The sequence below is a fragment of the Allobosea sp. TAB14 genome, from assembly GCF_052113865.1.
Classification (GTDB): Bacteria; Pseudomonadota; Alphaproteobacteria; order Rhizobiales; family Beijerinckiaceae; genus Allobosea; species Allobosea spartocytisi.
In genome coordinates this window covers 1-15,993 of the sequence record NZ_JBFRDQ010000002.1, presented here as the reverse complement: position 1 = coordinate 15,993, position 15,993 = coordinate 1, and the positions used below count along the sequence as shown (strand labels likewise).

The following is a 15,993-nucleotide window of genomic DNA, read 5'->3' as shown; positions in this document are numbered from 1 at the left end:
CAGCGATCCTCCGGGCAGGCAGGCACGGCCTCCCTGCGCAGGAGCGCGAGCGTATCGGCCCTGTCGGCAAGGCTCATCATGCGGTCACGCGCTTGTGAGCCGGGCGCCGCCATGCGACGGGATAAGCGGGATCGGCTCCACATCACCGGAAAAGCGCACCGGCCTTGTCGCTCGAAGAGTTCGAAACGCAGCTCAGGCCCGTCTTCCTCGCGGCGCTCGCCGGCGACGCCGTCGCCTATCGGCGCTTTCTCGACGCGATCGGGGGGCGCCTGCGCGGCTATCTCAGGCAGATGCTGGCGCGTGCCGGCCGGCATGAGCCGAGTGAGGCCGAGGACGTTTTGCAGGAGGTGCTGCTGGCGCTGCACCTCTCGCGCCACACCTATGATCCGGCGAGCCCGGTCACGGCCTGGGCCCATGCGATCGCGCGTTACAAGCTGGTCGACCATCTGCGCCGCTCCGGCCGCCATGCCGGCAACCTGCCACTCGGCGACGAAGCCTTCCAGCTCGCCGACCGGCCGGAGGCGCCATCCACCGAGGCACGGCTCGACCTCGACCGAGCCATGGCGAGCCTGCCCGAACGGACACGCGGCCTGATCGACCGGGTCAGGCTGCAGGGTGCGAGCGTCGCGGAGGCGGCGGATGCCGCCGGCATGACCGAAAACGCGGCCAAGGTCGCGATCCATCGCGGCCTGCAAGCCATGGCGAAATTCCTCTCGCGGCGCGGGGAAAGACCGACATGACCCGCTGCGACATCCCATACCCGTAACGTTTCGCAAGCGCCCCGCGAATTCCCGTTGAAGCAGGACAACCGAAAAAACGGACATGCAGACCAACGAGCTGATTTCCCTGATGAGCGCGAGCCACCGGCCGGTGGATACCGGCTGGCTGCGCCGCGCCACCTGGCTCGGCGCCCTCTGCGCGCTCGCGGCGACGGCCGGACTCGTCCTGCTCACGCTCGGCGCGCGGCACGATTTCGGCCGTGCCTGGCTGACCACGCCGGTCCTGGCCAAGATGCTCCTCGGCGCCAGCGTCGCCGGCATCGCGCTGCCGCTGTTCCAGCGCAGCCTGCGGCCCGGCCTGAAACCGGCGCGGCGCCTGCCGCTCGTGGCGTTGCCGATCCTTCTGGCGGCCGGCTGGGCTCTGCTGACGCTGGCGCAAGTGCCGGCGGAGCAATGGAGCACGCTGATCTTCGGCCGCTACTGGCGCGCCTGCCTCATCGCCGTGCCGCTCTATGCGCTGTGTCCGCTCATCGTGCTCTTGCTGCTGGCGCGCCGAGGAGCTCCGGTGGACGGGCCGCTGACCGGCGCCTGCGCCGGCCTCGCCTCGGCGGGGCTGGCAACGATCGCCTATGCGCTGCACTGCCCCGACGACGCGGCGCCTTTCCTGGCAACCTGGTACACGATCGCGATCGCCTCGATGACCGTTCTCGGCGCCCTGATCTTCCCGCGCTTCCTGCGCTGGTGAGCGCTAGCGCCGCCGGCTGTCACAAGACGGTCATGGGCTGGGCGGTACTCCGCTCGGCATGTCGCGAATATCAGGTCAATCACCGGATCGGCCGCAATGGTCCGCTCCCGGCCACGCTGCCACGGCGGGCCGCCCGGCGCTTCTGCGCCTGCAGGATTTCACCGTCACCCTGTCGGGCACCGTGCCGATCGTGCGCGGCATCGACCTGTCGGTCGGTCGCGGCGAGGCGCTCGGCATCGTCGGCGAATCCGGCTGCGGCAAGAGCATCACCTGGCTCGCGGCGCTGCGCCTGCTCGGGCGCAACGTCACCACGGGCGGTGAGGTCCAGCTCGACGGGCAGGATGTCGGAGGGCTTTCCGAGCGCGAGCTCGCACGGGTCCGCGGCGGCCGCATCGCCCTGATCTTCCAGGATCCGGCCAGCGCGCTGAACCCGGTGCAGCGCATCGGCACGCAGATCGCGGAGGTGCTGCGCCTGCATCGTGGCCTGACCGGGGAACCGGCGCGCCGCGAGGCGCTGCGCCTGCTGGACCGTGTCGGCATCGCCGATGGACCGCGCCGCCTCAAGCAATATCCGCATGAATTCTCGGGCGGCATGAACCAGCGCGTGATGATCGCACTGGCGCTGGCGGGCGAGCCCGATGTGCTGGTGGCCGACGAGCCGACGACGGCGCTCGACGCCACCATCCAGGCCCAGGTTCTCGACCTGATCCGCGAGCTGCGCCGCGAGACCGGCATGGCGCTGATCCTGATCTCGCACGATATCGGCGTCGTCGGCGATCTCTGCGAGCGGATCGCGGTGATGTATGCGGGACGGATCGTCGAAACCGCGGCGACGCATGACCTGCTCACCCGCCCGCGCCACCCCTACACCCAGGGCCTGCTCGCGGCGCTGCCGACGCTTACCGGTCCGCGCCAGCGGCTGACGCCGATCCCCGGCACCGTGCCGGCACCCGCCGCCATTCCGCCCGGCTGCGCCTTCGCGCCGCGCTGCCCGATCGCCGTCGAGCGTTGCAGCCACGAGCTGCCGGAACTCACCTTCGCAGCGCAGGACCAGCGCGCGGCCTGCCTGCGGCTTGGCGAGCCGATCTCGCTTGAAAGCGCGGCCCTTCCGGTCATGACGATGCCAGCGCAGGTCGGGGCGCCGGCATGAGCGTTCTTCTCGATGTTCGCGACCTCGCCCGCGAATACCCGGTCTCGACAGCCGGCGGCGTGCGCCGGATCCTGCATGCCGTCGACGGGGTGAGCTTCTCGCTCGAACGCGGCCGGACGCTCGGCATCGTCGGCGAATCCGGTTGCGGCAAGTCGACCACCGCCAAGCTCGCGCTCGGCCTCCTGCCAGCGACGCGGGGGCAGATCGACTTCGAGGGCCAACCGGTGACCGCACAGCGCGACCGAGCCTGGCGCGCCTTGCGCCGCCGCATGCAGCTCGTCCATCAGGACCCGCTCTCCGCGCTCGACCGGCGCCTGCCGGTCGGGCAGCAGGTCGTCGAACCGCTGGTCATCCACAAGCTAGAAGACAGCGCGGAAGCACAGCGGCAGAAGGCGCTCGCGCTGTTCGACGCGGTGGGCCTGCGGGCCGATCTGTTCGAGCGCTATCCGCATGAGCTTTCGGGCGGGCAGCGCCAGCGCGTCCTGCTCGCCCGCGCGCTGGTGCTCGAGCCGGCGCTGCTCGTCTGCGACGAGCCGATCTCGGCGCTCGACGTCTCGGTCGCGGCGCAGGTCATCAACCTGATGCAGGATCTGCAGGCGCGCTTCAGCATGGCCTATCTCTTCATCAGCCACGATCTCAAGGTGGTCCGGCAGATCGCCGACGAGGTCGCGGTGATGTATCTCGGCCGCATCGTCGAGCAGGGGCCGCCGGATGCGCTGTTCCATGCGCCGGCCCATCCCTATACGGMGGCGCTGGTTTCGGCCGTGCCGACGCCGTTGCGCGGCACGCAAGGGCGCATCATCCTGAAGGGCGACCCGCCGAATCCCGTCGACAGGCCTTCGGGCTGCGCCTTCCATCCGCGCTGCCCGCGCACCGTGGCCCGCTGCCGGGAGGAGGTGCCCGTGCTGCGGCCCGTGGCCGATGGCCGGCTCGCCGCCTGCCATCTGGCGGCGGCGGCGCCCGCCATGGCCGCAGCCTGACCGTTTGCCTTGCCGACCCCGGAGACGAGATGAGCCGCCCCAACCAGCCGACCGCCGACCGTGTCGTCATCGCCGTCTTCGACGGCTTGCGGCCGGATCTCGTCACGCCCGAGCTCACGCCGAACATCCTGCGGCTCGCCGCGCGCGGAACCTGGTTCCGGCAGGCGCGGAGCGTCTTTCCCTCGGTGACGCGGGTGGCGACGAGCTCGATCGCGGCCGGCGCGCCACCGATCGTCCACGGCATCGTCGGCAACGCCTTCTATCATCGCGAGGCGATCCCCGAGCGGATGTTCGATACCAGCGATGCCGCCCAGATCCGCCGCGCCGAGGCGCATCATGACGGGCGCCTGCTCGCCGCCGACACCTTCGGCGACGTGCTGGCCCGCGCCGGCAAGCGGCTGGCGGTGGTGCATACCGGTTCGGCCGGCTCGGCGCATTTCATCAATCCGCGCGCCCGTGCCAACGGGCACTGGACCTTCTCGATGCACGGCGCCGGGGCGACGCAGACGCCGGAGGCGGTCGAGCAGGCGATCGCCCGCCTCGGCCCGCTGCCGGAGCGCGAATTGCCCCGGCTGCAGGAGCTTGCCTATGGCGGGCGCGTGATGACCGAGATCGTGCTGCCGGAACTCCGGCCGGATGTCGCCCTGATCTGGTTCAACGAGCCCGACACGACCTTCCACTATCGCGGTCTCGGCTCTCCCGAAGCCATGGCCGGCCTGCGCGAAGCCGACCGCGCCTTCGGCAGCATTCTCGACTGGGTCGAGGCTCAAGCCGATGCCGAGCGCATCGCGGTGATCGTCGCTTCCGACCATGGGCAGATCTCGACCGGTTCGGTCGAGCCGCTGTTCGAGACGGCGCGCGAGGCCGGCTTCGACCTCAGCGCGGAGAAGGCGATCAACGGCGCGCCCCTTGTCGCCACCGGCGGGATGAGCGGTGAAATCCGCCTGCGCGAGGGCGAGCGCGGCGAAGTCGAGCGCATCGCAAGCTGGCTGATGGAGCATCCCACCATCGGCCATGTCTTCTCGCGCGACCGTAACGGCGTCGAGGGCGAAGTCGCGGGCACGCTCTCATTGAGCCTGATGAATACGGGCCATGCCGAGCGCCAGCCGGAATTGATGTTCATCCTGAAATCGACGCTCGAGGCCGATCAGTACGGCCTGCCCGGCCTCGGCGCGATGACGCCGGGCGACGTGCCGCTCGGTGGCGGCATGCATGGCGGCATCAACCCGCATGAATTGAACACCGTGCTGATCCTCGGCGATGCCAGCGGCCATGGCGGCGTCTCGCAGGAACCCGCCGGTATCATCGATATCGGCCCGACCGTGTTGGGGCTGCTCGATCTCGCGCCGGCGGCGACGATGATGGGGCGCAATCTCGCCGCTCCGCCGCGGGAGGAGGCCCGCGTCGCGCGGCATTCGGCCGGCAGCGGTTCCTTCGCCCAGCATGTCGATATCGTCGAGCAGGACGGCCGGCGCTTCATCCTCGGCGGCGGGCAGTAGAGCTCACGGGTTTCCAACCTGGCGCGGCAAGCCCGTGACGGCGTCGAATGCAAAAAGGGCGGCCCATGGCCGCCCTTTCCCATTGCAGAGGCCGAACCGAAGCCTCAGGCCCTGGCGAAGCTCAGATTGTCCGGTCGCAGGTCCATGAAGTAGAAGGTCGTCGGCCGCCAGCCGATCGACTTCTTGATCGCGTAGGCCTCGCTCGGCTGGTAGAGGATCGTCGCCGGCGCCTCGTCCTCCCAGATGTCGAGCATCTCGGTGAACAGCGCCTTGCGCTTCACCGGATCGGTCTCGGCCTCCAGCGCCGTGCCTGCCTTGTTGAAGGCCTGCGTCGAGGTCCAGAACTTCGAGACCTGGATCTCGCCGGCCGGGCCCCAGGCCACCCAGATGGACCCCAGCGGATCGGGCAAGCGCGTGGAGTTCGACCAGTTGAAGATCTGCGTGTTGGCGCCGCGCATCTGGGTCGAGTTCTCGACGACCTGCAGCGAGGCGTTGATGCCGACGGCCTTCCACTGCTCGGTCAGGATCTGCGCTGCCTCGAGCGCATTGGTGTAGTAGTTGGCCTGCGTCCGGTAGACGATCGGCTCGCCCTTGTAGCCGGCTTCCTTGAGCAGGGCCCGCGCCTTGGCTGGGTCGTAGGAGAGCTTGCGGCCCTCGACGAACATTGGGCCGTATTCCGGGAAATTATGGCTCGCCGGCACCTGCGCCGTGCCCTGCCAGAGCGCCTCGACCAGCTTCTGGCGGTCGATCGCGTAGTTCAGCGCCTGCCGGACGCGCTTGTCGGAGAGCACCTTGTCCTGCTCGTTATAGGCGAGGACATGGACATTCGCGAGCACGACCGAGCGCACGTCGATGTCCTTGTAGCCGCCGACGACGCTCATCTGGTCGGGCGGGATATTGGTGACGAGGTCGTAATCGCCCGCGACGAGGCCGGCAACGCGCGCTGCCAGCTCCGGCACGCGCTTGAAGATGACGCGCTTGGCCGTCGGCTTGCCCATGAAATAGTCGTCGAAGGCTTCCAGCACCGTGGCGTCGGCGGCCGAATGCGAGACGACGCGGTAGGGGCCTGTCGCGACGGGCTTGCGCGAATAGGCCTCGAAGCCCATCGCCTCATAGGCGCGCTTGTTGACGATCCAGGCGCACCAGGAGGCGAGGCGCTGCTCCAGCAGCACATCGGCGACCTTGGTCTTGAAGCGCACGGTGTAGCGGTCGATCGGCTCGACGCCGGCGAGGATGCCGAAATAGGGCTTGCCGCCCGGGATCTGGGCCTTGTCGCCCCACATCCGGCCTTCGCGGAAGGTGTAGGCGACGTCCTCCGAGGTCAGCTCGTCACCATTGTGGAACTTCACGCCCTGGCGCAGCGTGACGACGAGTTCCTGCGGCGAGACACGCTCCCATTTGGTCGCCAGATGCGGCTTGAGTTCCGAACCGCCGCCATCGGCAGCACCGAGGAAATCACGCCGGATCAGCGTGTCGAAGATCGAATAGGTGACGCGGGTGCCGACATTGGAGAGCTCGCGCGCCGGTTCCAGCGTCGCCGGCAGATCGGCCACCGCGACGGTGAAGTTCGGGCGACCGTCATCGGCGGCGAAGGCGGTCGGCAGAGCGAACGCGACCGGCAGGGCGGCAGCGCCCTCAATGAAGCGGCGGCGGGACAGGACGGGCATGGGGTTCCTCGCAAGACATCGAGCGGCGCTGGCAAGCCGCGCCGCGATGCGGCTGCCTTGCATCAGATTGACGACGGGCCGGTGACAGTTCGGGCCGAGAGAAGCAGGCTGGGATCATCGAGCATCACGGCGTCGGGACCGAGCGCCAGAATGCGGGCGATGCCCTGCGCATCGATCCGGCCGACCGGGAAAGGCGGATAGCCGGGCTCGGGCACCGAACGCGGCTGGCCGGCCATGATGACGGTTGTCATGCCGGCATCGCGCACCGCATCGAGCCGCTCCGGCGTCGCATCGCCCTGCCAGAGGCGGAACCCGTCGGCGCCGGCAGCACGCGCCTCGGCGACGCTGTCGGGGTCGGGCAGCAAGGCCAGGATCGCGATCTCCGGCGACAGCCGGCGCGCCGCCGCGATCAGATCGATGTCGCGAAGGCCAAGTAGGCTGCGCGGAAGCGCATCGGCGGCCTCCAGCGCGGCCAGGATCGGTGGCAGGATGGCGGGGTCGCGCAGCTTGACGTCGAGCAGGAGCCCGAGCGGCGCGGAGGCCGAGATCGCCTCGTCGAGCGTCAGCAGGCCGGGCAGGATGGTCCGAAGCGTCGCGAGATCGGTGTCGGCGACCCGTCGCGGATAGCCGGCAAGGCGCGTCAGATCGGCATCGTGCAGACAGACGAACGCGCCGTCCGCGCTCAGGCGCAGATCGGTTTCAACCATCTCGGCGCCGGCCCCGGCGGAAGACGCGAAGGCCTCGGCCGTGTTCTCCGGCCCGAGCAGGGCTCCGCCCCGATGCGCGATCGCGAGCGGGCGGGGAGCGGCGGCGAAGAAACCGGGTCGCATCGCGTCAGTGCCTCTCGCTGGTCGGGTCGAAACGATCGCGCAGCCAGTCGCCGAACAGGCTCATCGACAGCGTCGTCAGGAAGATCGTCAGGCCCGGAAAGACCGCGATCCACCAGGCGTTCAGCAGGTAGCGGCGACCTTCGCCCAGCATCAGCCCGAGCGAGGTGCCCGGCGGCTGCACGCCGAGCCCGAGGAAGGAGAGCGAGGTTTCGAGCAGGATCGTGCCGGGGAAGTTCAGCGTCGCCTGGACCACCAGCGCCGCGGCGATATTGGGCAGGAGATGGCGCAGGACGACCCGCGACGGGCTCGCACCCAGCGCCTCGACGGCATTGATGTAGTCGCTCTCCTGCTCGGAGACGACCAGCCCGCGCTCCAGCCTCGTATAGCGATCCCAGCCGTCGATGCTGACGAGGATGATGAACAGGACGATGTTGTTGCCGAAGAAGGCCAGCATGGTCAGCGCGAGGAAGAGCGCCGGAATCGCCGCCTGGGCATCGACCAGCATCATGATGGCCTGGTCGACGAAGCCGCGCAGCCGCGCCGCGATGAAGCCGAGCAGCGTGCCGAACACGGCGCCGATCAGGGTGCCCATCACGGCGATCAGGATCGAGGTGCGGACCGCGAAGATCATCCGGCTCAGGATGTCGCGGCCGAGCTGGTCGGTGCCGAGCCAGTGGGTCGTGCCCCCGGCTTCCGTGAGAGGCGGCTTCAGCCGGGCGGCGAGGTTCTGCGCGGTGTAGGGCAGCGGCGCCAGCCAATCCGCGAGCAGCGCGACCAGCACCACGGCAAGCAGGAAACCGGCCGAGAGCTTGACGACCGGCGACATCCGGTTGCCGGAGGCGCGGGTGGCCGGCGCCGGCGCGGCGGACAGGTCGACGGCCGCCATCAGGCCTGTTTCCCAAGGGCGCGGGAGAAGCCGCCGAGCCGGGGATCGATGAGGATATGCACGATATCGACCAGGAGATTGGCGCCGACCATGATGACCGTCACGGTGAAGATCACGGCCTGGACCACGGCGAGGTCGCGCGTCGAAACCGAATCGACCAGGAGCCGGCCGACCCCCGGCCAGGCGAAGATGGTCTCGACCACCGCGCTGCCGGCGAGGATATGGCCGATCTCGATGCCGATGAACATCAGCAGCGGTACCGCCGCATTGGGCAGGGCATGCCGGATGATCACGCGAAGCGGCATCACGCCGCGTCCGCGCGCCGCCCGGATATAGGGCTTGCCCAGCACTTCCAGCGTCGCGGTGCGGGCGAAGCGCGCAAGCCTTCCCGCGAGCGGCAGGCCGAGCGTCACCGTCGGCAGGATCAGGTGCCAGAGGCTGTCCGAGCCGGCCGAGGGCAGCACGCGCAGCTTCAGCGCGAAGAGCAGGATGAGCAGGATGCCGAGGAAGAAGACGGGAATGGCATAGCCGAACACCGCCGCTGCCATGGCGAGCCGGTCGGCGGCGCGGTTGTGGCGCAAGGCGGCGAGGACGCCGAGCGGCAGGCCGACGAGGAGCGCCAGCATCAGCGCGGAGGAGCCGAGTAGGAAGGTCTTCGGCAGGGCCTCGACCACGGCGGCGAAGGCCGGCCGGTCATCGGCGAAGGACAGGCCGAAATCGCCGCGAACCGCGCTGGCGACATAGCGCAGATATTGCTCGGCCAGCGGCCGGTCGAGGCCCCAGGCCTCGCGATAATGAGCCCGCACATCCGGCGGCGTGTCGCTCGGCAGCATGATCTCGGCCGGGTCGCCGGCCAGGCGCAAGGCGAGGAACACGGCCGACACGCAGATCGCGATGGTCAGCAAAGCGCGCAGACTGCGAAGGGTCAGGAAACGAAACATCGACATCGGGTGCAGAAGATGGGGAAGGTGCTTCTGCAAGCCCTCTTGCGACAGGCTGATGACAAGCCGCTGATCGCCTTCCCTTTGTCGCCGCGCCGGGCGGGCGATCCATGCGTCTCGCACTCGGCACTGACCTGTCCCGGCGAAACGAGCGGGGCGCCCTGCCGTCATTGCCCCTTCCCGGCCGCGCTTCTTTCCTTACGATTTCACCACGGAGCGGATCGCCGCTTCGCGTAAGCTTGCCGCAGCAGAGGTCCGTCATGACGCGCCATCATTTCCAGCCGACGCAGTATTCGAACGTGATCGGCACCCTGCCGGCCGTGCTGGAAATCGCAAGCGGCGACAGCGTCGTCACGACGACGCTCGACGCGGCCGGGGTCGGGCATGACGGCGGCCAGAAGGCGCCGCGCGGCAACCCGATGACCGGTCCGTTCTTCGTGACCGGCGCCGAGCCCGGCGACGCGCTGCTGGTGACGATCGAGCGGATGACGCCGAATCGCGGCACCGGCTGGACCTATTCGCCGCTGGCGCCCGGCGTGCTCGACCCGGCCGCGCTGGCCGATCTGCCGAAGCGCGAACGGTATGAATGGGCGATCGATGCGACGGCCGGCACGGTGAAGCTGCTCGATCCCTCGCCGCGCATCAAGGAGTGGAGCTTCCCGCTCAAGCCGATGCTCGGCTGCTTCGGCGTCGCGCCCGAGCGCGGCCAGGCGATCTCGACGGCGACGAGCGGCCCCTATGGCGGCAATATGGACTATCGGTTCTTCGGCCCGGGCGCGACCATCGCCTTCCCGGTCTTCGCGGCCGGCGCCCTGTTCTTCCTCGGCGACGGCCATGCCTGCCAGGGTGACGGCGAGATCGCCGGCACCGGCGTCGAGACCTCGTTCGAGGTCGAGTTCCGCGTCGAGCTGCGCAAGCAGCAGGGCCTGCGCTGGCCGCGCGGCGAGACCGCGACCGATCTGCTGGTCATCGCCGCCGGGCGCCCGCTCGACCAGCCGCTGCAATTCGCGACCACCGAGATGCTGCGCTGGATCCAGGCCGATCTCGGCGTCGATGCCGTCGAGGCCAGCCATCTGCTCGGACAGGCGGTGCGCTACGATATCGCGAACGTCTTCAACCCGGCCTATTGCGTCGCCTGCCGGCTGGAGAAGACCGAGATCACCCGCGCCATGTCACTGCGCGGCAAGGGCTGAGGGCAGAGCCCCCCGCCACAGAAGAAGGCAAGCTGATGCTCTTCATTAAATTTCACCATGAAGAGCCAGCCACGAGCCTCGCCATGGTTGGATCGCGCCAACGACGATCCAACCATGCAAGCTGCCGGTAGCACGATGACCAGGGACCCCGCCAAGCTCAAGGCCGAGCTGCTCCAGGCCGTCGATGCGCGCCGCGACGAGATTCTGGCGCTGCTGCAACGCTTCCTGCGCATCAAGAGCGTCAATCCGCCAGGCGATACACGCGAGGCCGCAGACTTCGTGCGCGAGCTGCTGGACAAGGCGGGCGTGCCACATCGCACCGAGGCCTTCACGCCGGAGATGCCGAACATCATCGGCCGCTGGGAGACCGGAAATCCCGGCCGCCATCTCGTGCTCAACGGCCATATGGACATCTTCCCGGTCACCAATGAGAGGCTCTGGGAGGCCGAGATCGTCGACGGCAAGATCATGGGCCGCGGCGCTTCCGACATGAAGACCGGCACGCTCGCCTCGATCCTGACCTATTGCTGGCTCTACCCCTATCGCGGCTGGCTGAACGGCGCGCTGACGCTGACCGTCGTCTCCGACGAGCAGTCGGGCGGGCGCTACGGCACGAAATTCCTGTTCGACAATTTCGAGAGCGAGATGGTCGGCGATTGCTGCCTCAATGGCGAGCCGAGCGGCCTCTCCAATCTGCGCTTCACCGAAAAGGGCACGCTGCGCTTCTCGCTTTCGGCGAAGAGCATCGGCGGCCATGGCGGCTATTCGCACCGGGCGCGCAACCCCATCGCCGATGTCAGCCGGCTGGTGAACCTGATCTATGACCGCTACCACCTCAAGCTCGCGACGCTGCCGCCCGAGATCGACGCGGTGCTGACCTCGCCCGAGACCATCGCGGCGGCCGACCACAATCTTGGGAAAGGTGCCGCAGACATCGCCCGGCGCATCACCGTCAATGTCGGCATCATGCAGGGCGGGCAGAAGGCGACGCAGATCCCGACGCATTGCATCGCTCATCTCGACATGCGCATGCCCATCGGCTCGGACCGCGACGCGATCCGCGCCGATCTCGAAGCCCTCGCCCGCGAAGCCGATTGCGAGATGGTCGTGAACGAGGACCACAGCTATCCGGCGAGCCTGACCGACCCCTTCAGCGAGATGGCCAATATCCTGCGCGGCAATATCCGCGACCTGCTCGGCCATGACGCACCGCCCGTCTCAAGCCTCGGCGGCACCGACACACGCTACTGGCGCTGGCGCGGCGTACCGGCGCTGATCTGCGGCCCCTCCCCGATCAGCATGGGCACGGATGAGGAGCATGCGACGCTGGAGGAGGTGATCGCGGTGATGAAGCTGCACATCGCCTGCACCGTCGACTATCTCGGCTCGGCAGGCGCGAAGGCCTGAAGCGCATCAGCCGCGGGGCTGGGGGAAAACCCGCAAGCCGTCGCCGATCCAGGGTGCGACCTCCCGCAATTCCGGCACGAGCTTGTCCTGGATGAGCGTGTGCAGGATGGCGGCGATCTCCTGGGGAATCGCGCCGAGCTCGCCCTTGCGGGCATAGAGATCGACCCGCCGCCGCAGGCTCAGCCCCGGCACCGGCAGCAGCCGCACGCCGGCCAGGCGCGAACGGGCCTGCAGCGCCATCAGCGGCGTGGTGATGGCCCAGCCGAGCCCGGCGGAAACCATGGTCAGCACCGTCTCGGCCGTATCGCTCTCGACCTCGCGCGGAAAATCGAGCCGCAGCCGGCTCAGCGCCTGCTCGACCTGCCGGCCCGTGCTGGTGCGCAGCGTGTAGCGGATCATGCTGCGGCCGTTCAGATCGGAAAGCTTGCCGACCTCCATGTCCCACTCGGCCGGCAAGGCCAGCGCGAAAGGCTCCGCCAGCAGCGGAATCGCCATCGCCGTCTCGACCTCCTGCAGAAAGTCGACGCCGACGATCATGTCGATCTGGCGGGCGTTGAACTGCTGCTCGCTGAGCTCGCGCGGATTGGCGATCAAGGCGCAGCGCGGAAAGCTCTTGCGCAATTCACGGATGAAATCCGGCCCCAGCGTCGTGCTGAGCGAATCGATCATCGCGATCCTGAGCGCCGGAATGGCGTCGCGGGCATTGAGGCGCACGGCGGTGTCGAGCTCATGCGCCTGCCGCAGCAACTCCTGCCCGCGCTCGGCCAGCAGTCGCCCGGCCATGGTGGCGCGGAGCGGGCGGATATCGCGGTCGATCAGCGGAACGCCCATCGCCTTCTCCAGCGCGGCGACGAGCTGCGAGGCGGCCGATTGCGTCAGGCCGAGCTGGCGGGCGCCCCTGGTCATGCTGCCCGTCTCGACGACGGCGCAGAAGACCGCGAGTTGGCGCAGGTCGAAGGCTAATCTCTGACCGATCGTCATCGACAAGCGCTTACGCCCGCCGGAGGCGCCGGACAATCGGCCGATGCCGCTCAGGCACCGACCTTGGCCAGCACATCGGCGCGCAGGAAGCGCTCGATGAACAGCATGAACAGCACCGAGGGCACCAGCAGGATCAGCGCGGTGATCGAGGCGACCTGATAATTGCCGCCCATCGCCGCGTTGTAGAGCAGCAGCGGCAGCGTCGTGACCTGCGGCACGCCGACGAAGAAGGTGCCGGTGAACTCGTCGAGCGACTCCAGGAAGACGAAGATGCCGCTCGCGATGATGCCGGGCGCAGCCAGCGGCAGCGTCACCGAGAAGAAGGCCTTGAGCGGGGAAGCCCCGATATTGCGGGCGGCCAGTTCCAGGTCCCTGTCGACGGCGCCGAAGGCCGCCGCCGCGATCCAGACGGAATAGACGAGACCATGGGCGGCATGGACCAGCACGACGGCGAAGACCGTGCCGTTGATGCCGAGCTGGTAGAAGATGCGGGCGACGTTGATGTAGATCGCAACCGAGGGAAACGCCTGCGGCAGCAGGAACAGGATCATGAAGAAGGCGCGCGCCGGCAGCTTCAATCGTGCCAGCGCGTAGCCGGCCGGGATCGACAGCGCGAGCGCGACAATGACCGTCAGCACCGCGATCCAGACGGAGGTGCCGAGCGAAGCCATGGCGTCGCCGGTCGGCCGGAAGACCTGCTCCCAGTAGCGCGTGCCGTAGACGACCGGCAGCTTGTAGGGCGTGTACCAGCGCTCGGCGACGGACCAGAGCGCGAGGTTCGCGAGCGGGCCGATCAGCACGAAGGCGAAGGCGGCGAGCAGGAAGGCAGCGATCGTCGCCCGCGCGGTGGAAGCAAGCCGCATCATGGCGTGCCCTCCTTGGCCATGCCGCGCTTGAGATAGATGATCGCCGCGCCGGCCGAGATCAGATAGGTGATGACGCCGAGTGCGTTGGCCGTGGCGTAGTCGCCATAGGCATTGATGCGGAAGGCCATGTCGACGGTCAGCATGGTCGGCTGCGAACCCGCCACCATCATGGGCACCGAGAGCACCGAGAGCATCGTCACGAAGGAGAGGACGAGCGCGACGAGCAGCGTCGGCATCACCTGCGGCAGGGCGAGCTCGATCATCACCCGCAGGCGCGAAGCGCCGAGATTGCGGCCGGCTTCGAGCGTGGCGCGGTCGATCGAGGCCAACGCGCCGGCGAGCAGCAGCGCGACGAAGGGCGTCTGCTTCCAGACGAAGGTCGCGATGATGCCGCGCCAGTCGAGAAAGCTCACCGCCTGCAGCGGCTCCATCAGGCCCAGCGAGACGAAGCTGTTGTTCATCAGCCCGTTCTTGGCGAGGAAGGTGCGCATGCATTGCGCCGCGACGATGAAGGGGATGAAGAGCGGCCAGCGATAGAGCGCTTTCAGCGTACCGACGATGTAAGGATTCTCGCCGAGCGTCAGCGTGCCGGCGATGACGATCGCGGCAATCGCGGTGAACAGGCAGGAGGCGAGCACGATGACGACGGTGAAGACGACGTCGCCGGAATAGAGCTCCCAGGCCTTGCCGAAGGCCTGCAGCGAGAAGCCGCCTTCCGGCCCGGTAAAGGCCGAGATCAGCGAGAAACTGAGCGGATAGATGAACAGCGCGGCCACGAGCGCGAGGCCGGGCGCGATCAGCAGCAAGGCGAGATTGCGTTGGGAAAGGCTCATGGCGAGCGGCGCTCTCAGCGACGAATGGGTGGTGGGCATCCGGAACCGCGAGGTCATCCCGGACAAGCGGCGTCAGCCGCGCCGATCCGGGATCCATGCCTGAACCGTTCCGGCATGGATCCCGGGTGTTCGCTTCGCTCAGCCCGGGATGACGCGGTGTCTCCCCGCATCATCCCGTCGTAAGCAGATCAGTTCGCGACCTTCTTCTCGTAGCCCTCGAGGATGTCGTTGAAGTAGGGCGCGATCGGGAAGGGCTTGGCGTTCTTGGACAGGTCGGCCGGGGTGATGTCGGTGAAGAGCTTGTCCCAGGCGGCCTTGTCGAGCTTGCCTTCGAGGTTCTTGGCGTCGATGCCCGGATACCAGTTGAACTTCTTGACGATGCCGTCGGCCTGGACCTGCGGCGAGGTGGCGAGCGCGATGAACTCCTCGGCCAGCTTCTTCTGAGCCGACTTCTCCGGAACCGAATAATACATCGGCTGGCCGGGCATGCCGGGCGAGGCGAGCTTCAGCTTCATGCTCGGCGGCAGCTTGCCGTCGGCCTGCCAGGAATAGAACATGTCGACCCAGACCGGTCCCATCGCGATCTCGCCGCGGTTGAGCATGTCGAGCGTGCCGGCATTGCCGGGGGTGATCACGGCGTTCTTGTTGAACTCCTTGAGCTCTCCGAAGGCGGCGTCCCACTTGGCTTTCTCGGCCGCGTCATAAGGGCCCTGGATCAGCTTGTTAGCGTCGCCGCCGAAGGCGTAGACCCAGCCGGCGACGAAAGCGACGCCGGACATGCCGCCCTTGATGCCGTTATAGCCGAACTGCTTCGGGTTCTTCTTCACCCACTCCTTCAGCTCGGTGAAGTTGGCGGGCGGGTTCTTCAGCATGTCGGCGTTGTAGGCGAGCGCCGTCTGCGACTGGAACATCGGCATGACATAGCCGGAGACGTCGGAGCCGAGCGAGTTCTTCGCCGTCTCGCTGGAAACGAGCTTCGAAGTGTCGACATTGGCCGTGTACTTGGCGAGCAGGCCTTCCTTGACCATCTGGCCGGCGGCCTTCTGGTGGATCACGACGACGTCGAAATCGGTCGTGGCCGAACCCTTCTGGGCGTCGAGCTTCTCGTAGATCTTCTGCGAGCCGGCATCGCCGCTATCCGCGCAGACCCTCAACGTCGCCTCCGCGGGCGACCAGAACATGGTCGATTACGTCAAGGACTATCTCGGGCCGATGTTCGAGAAGGCCCATCCGGGCGTGAAGGTCGTCTCTGTCGGCACGGGCGTGAAGGTCGTCTCTGTCGGCACCGGCCCCGGC

Annotated in this window: 15 protein-coding genes; 7 read left to right on the top strand and 8 right to left on the bottom strand. The window is 68.1% G+C overall.

Translation table 11 applies throughout. The features are described from left to right. The first annotated feature begins 164 nt into the window (after positions 1-164). The 5 genes from AB4Y99_RS00525 to AB4Y99_RS00505 all read left to right on the top strand — a co-directional run bounded on the left by AB4Y99_RS00525 (position 165) and on the right by AB4Y99_RS00505 (position 5,093). The gene (locus AB4Y99_RS00525) at positions 165-740 is read left to right on the top strand and encodes a sigma-70 family RNA polymerase sigma factor (protein ID WP_441521995.1); all 576 of its coding nucleotides are present in this window, start codon (positions 165-167) and stop codon (positions 738-740) included. 82 nt (positions 741-822) lie between these two features. Beyond that, the gene (locus AB4Y99_RS00520) at positions 823-1,464 is read left to right on the top strand and encodes an NrsF family protein (RefSeq protein ID WP_441521994.1); all 642 of its coding nucleotides are present in this window, start codon (positions 823-825) and stop codon (positions 1,462-1,464) included. A gap of 58 nt (positions 1,465-1,522) precedes the next feature. After that, positions 1,523-2,614, top strand: coding sequence for an ABC transporter ATP-binding protein (locus AB4Y99_RS00515; RefSeq protein WP_441521993.1), 1,092 nt, complete (start codon positions 1,523-1,525; stop codon positions 2,612-2,614). Next, positions 2,611-3,594, top strand: a complete 984-nt coding sequence (locus AB4Y99_RS00510) for an ABC transporter ATP-binding protein (RefSeq protein ID WP_441521992.1) — start codon at positions 2,611-2,613, stop codon at positions 3,592-3,594. The genes AB4Y99_RS00515 and AB4Y99_RS00510 overlap by 4 nt, the downstream gene beginning before the upstream one ends. Positions 3,595-3,623: 29 nt before the next feature. Further along, positions 3,624-5,093: an alkaline phosphatase family protein gene (locus AB4Y99_RS00505; RefSeq protein ID WP_441521991.1), complete on the top strand. Its 1,470-nt coding sequence runs from the start codon at positions 3,624-3,626 to the stop codon at positions 5,091-5,093. Between the two features lie 104 nt (positions 5,094-5,197). On the opposite strand, the gene AB4Y99_RS00500 is transcribed toward AB4Y99_RS00505, so the two are convergent. The 4 genes from AB4Y99_RS00500 to AB4Y99_RS00485 all read right to left on the bottom strand — a co-directional run bounded on the left by AB4Y99_RS00500 (position 5,198) and on the right by AB4Y99_RS00485 (position 9,417). Beyond that, positions 5,198-6,760, bottom strand: a complete 1,563-nt coding sequence (locus tag AB4Y99_RS00500) for an ABC transporter substrate-binding protein (protein WP_441521990.1) — start codon at positions 6,758-6,760, stop codon at positions 5,198-5,200. 62 nt (positions 6,761-6,822) lie between these two features. Then, on the bottom strand, positions 6,823-7,590 hold the full coding sequence (locus AB4Y99_RS00495; protein ID WP_441521989.1) for a glycerophosphodiester phosphodiesterase: 768 nt from the start codon (positions 7,588-7,590) through the stop codon (positions 6,823-6,825). Positions 7,591-7,594: 4 nt separating this feature from the next. Beyond that, positions 7,595-8,476: an ABC transporter permease gene (locus tag AB4Y99_RS00490; RefSeq protein WP_441521988.1), complete on the bottom strand. Its 882-nt coding sequence runs from the start codon at positions 8,474-8,476 to the stop codon at positions 7,595-7,597. Further along, positions 8,476-9,417: an ABC transporter permease gene (locus tag AB4Y99_RS00485; RefSeq protein ID WP_441521987.1), complete on the bottom strand. Its 942-nt coding sequence runs from the start codon at positions 9,415-9,417 to the stop codon at positions 8,476-8,478. Before AB4Y99_RS00485 ends, AB4Y99_RS00490 begins: the two co-directional genes overlap by 1 nt. 260 nt (positions 9,418-9,677) lie before the next feature. Here AB4Y99_RS00485 and AB4Y99_RS00480 point away from each other — a divergent pair, with 260 nt between their 5' ends. Together AB4Y99_RS00480 and AB4Y99_RS00475 are read left to right on the top strand one after the other, a co-directional pair. Continuing rightward, a complete protein-coding gene (locus AB4Y99_RS00480) occupies positions 9,678-10,610 on the top strand; it encodes an acetamidase/formamidase family protein (RefSeq protein WP_441521986.1) in 933 nt (310 codons plus the stop codon). 114 nt (positions 10,611-10,724) lie between these two features. Next, entirely contained in the window at positions 10,725-12,017 is a 1,293-nt protein-coding gene (locus AB4Y99_RS00475; protein WP_441521985.1) for a M20/M25/M40 family metallo-hydrolase, read from the top strand. A 6-nt stretch (positions 12,018-12,023) separates the two neighbouring features. Here the strand turns inward: AB4Y99_RS00475 and AB4Y99_RS00470 are convergent, their stop codons facing one another. The 4 genes from AB4Y99_RS00470 to AB4Y99_RS00455 all read right to left on the bottom strand — a co-directional run bounded on the left by AB4Y99_RS00470 (position 12,024) and on the right by AB4Y99_RS00455 (position 15,878). Beyond that, the gene (locus AB4Y99_RS00470; protein ID WP_441521984.1) at positions 12,024-12,998 is read right to left on the bottom strand and encodes a LysR family transcriptional regulator; all 975 of its coding nucleotides are present in this window, start codon (positions 12,996-12,998) and stop codon (positions 12,024-12,026) included. Positions 12,999-13,048: 50 nt separating this feature from the next. Continuing rightward, positions 13,049-13,861, bottom strand: a complete 813-nt coding sequence (locus AB4Y99_RS00465) for an ABC transporter permease (RefSeq protein ID WP_441522031.1) — start codon at positions 13,859-13,861, stop codon at positions 13,049-13,051. Continuing rightward, the gene (locus AB4Y99_RS00460) at positions 13,861-14,697 is read right to left on the bottom strand and encodes an ABC transporter permease (RefSeq protein WP_191125023.1); all 837 of its coding nucleotides are present in this window, start codon (positions 14,695-14,697) and stop codon (positions 13,861-13,863) included. Before AB4Y99_RS00460 ends, AB4Y99_RS00465 begins: the two co-directional genes overlap by 1 nt. A 188-nt stretch (positions 14,698-14,885) precedes the next feature. After that, positions 14,886-15,878, bottom strand: a complete 993-nt coding sequence (locus tag AB4Y99_RS00455; RefSeq protein ID WP_441521983.1) for an extracellular solute-binding protein — start codon at positions 15,876-15,878, stop codon at positions 14,886-14,888. Positions 15,879-15,993 lie beyond the last annotated feature (115 nt).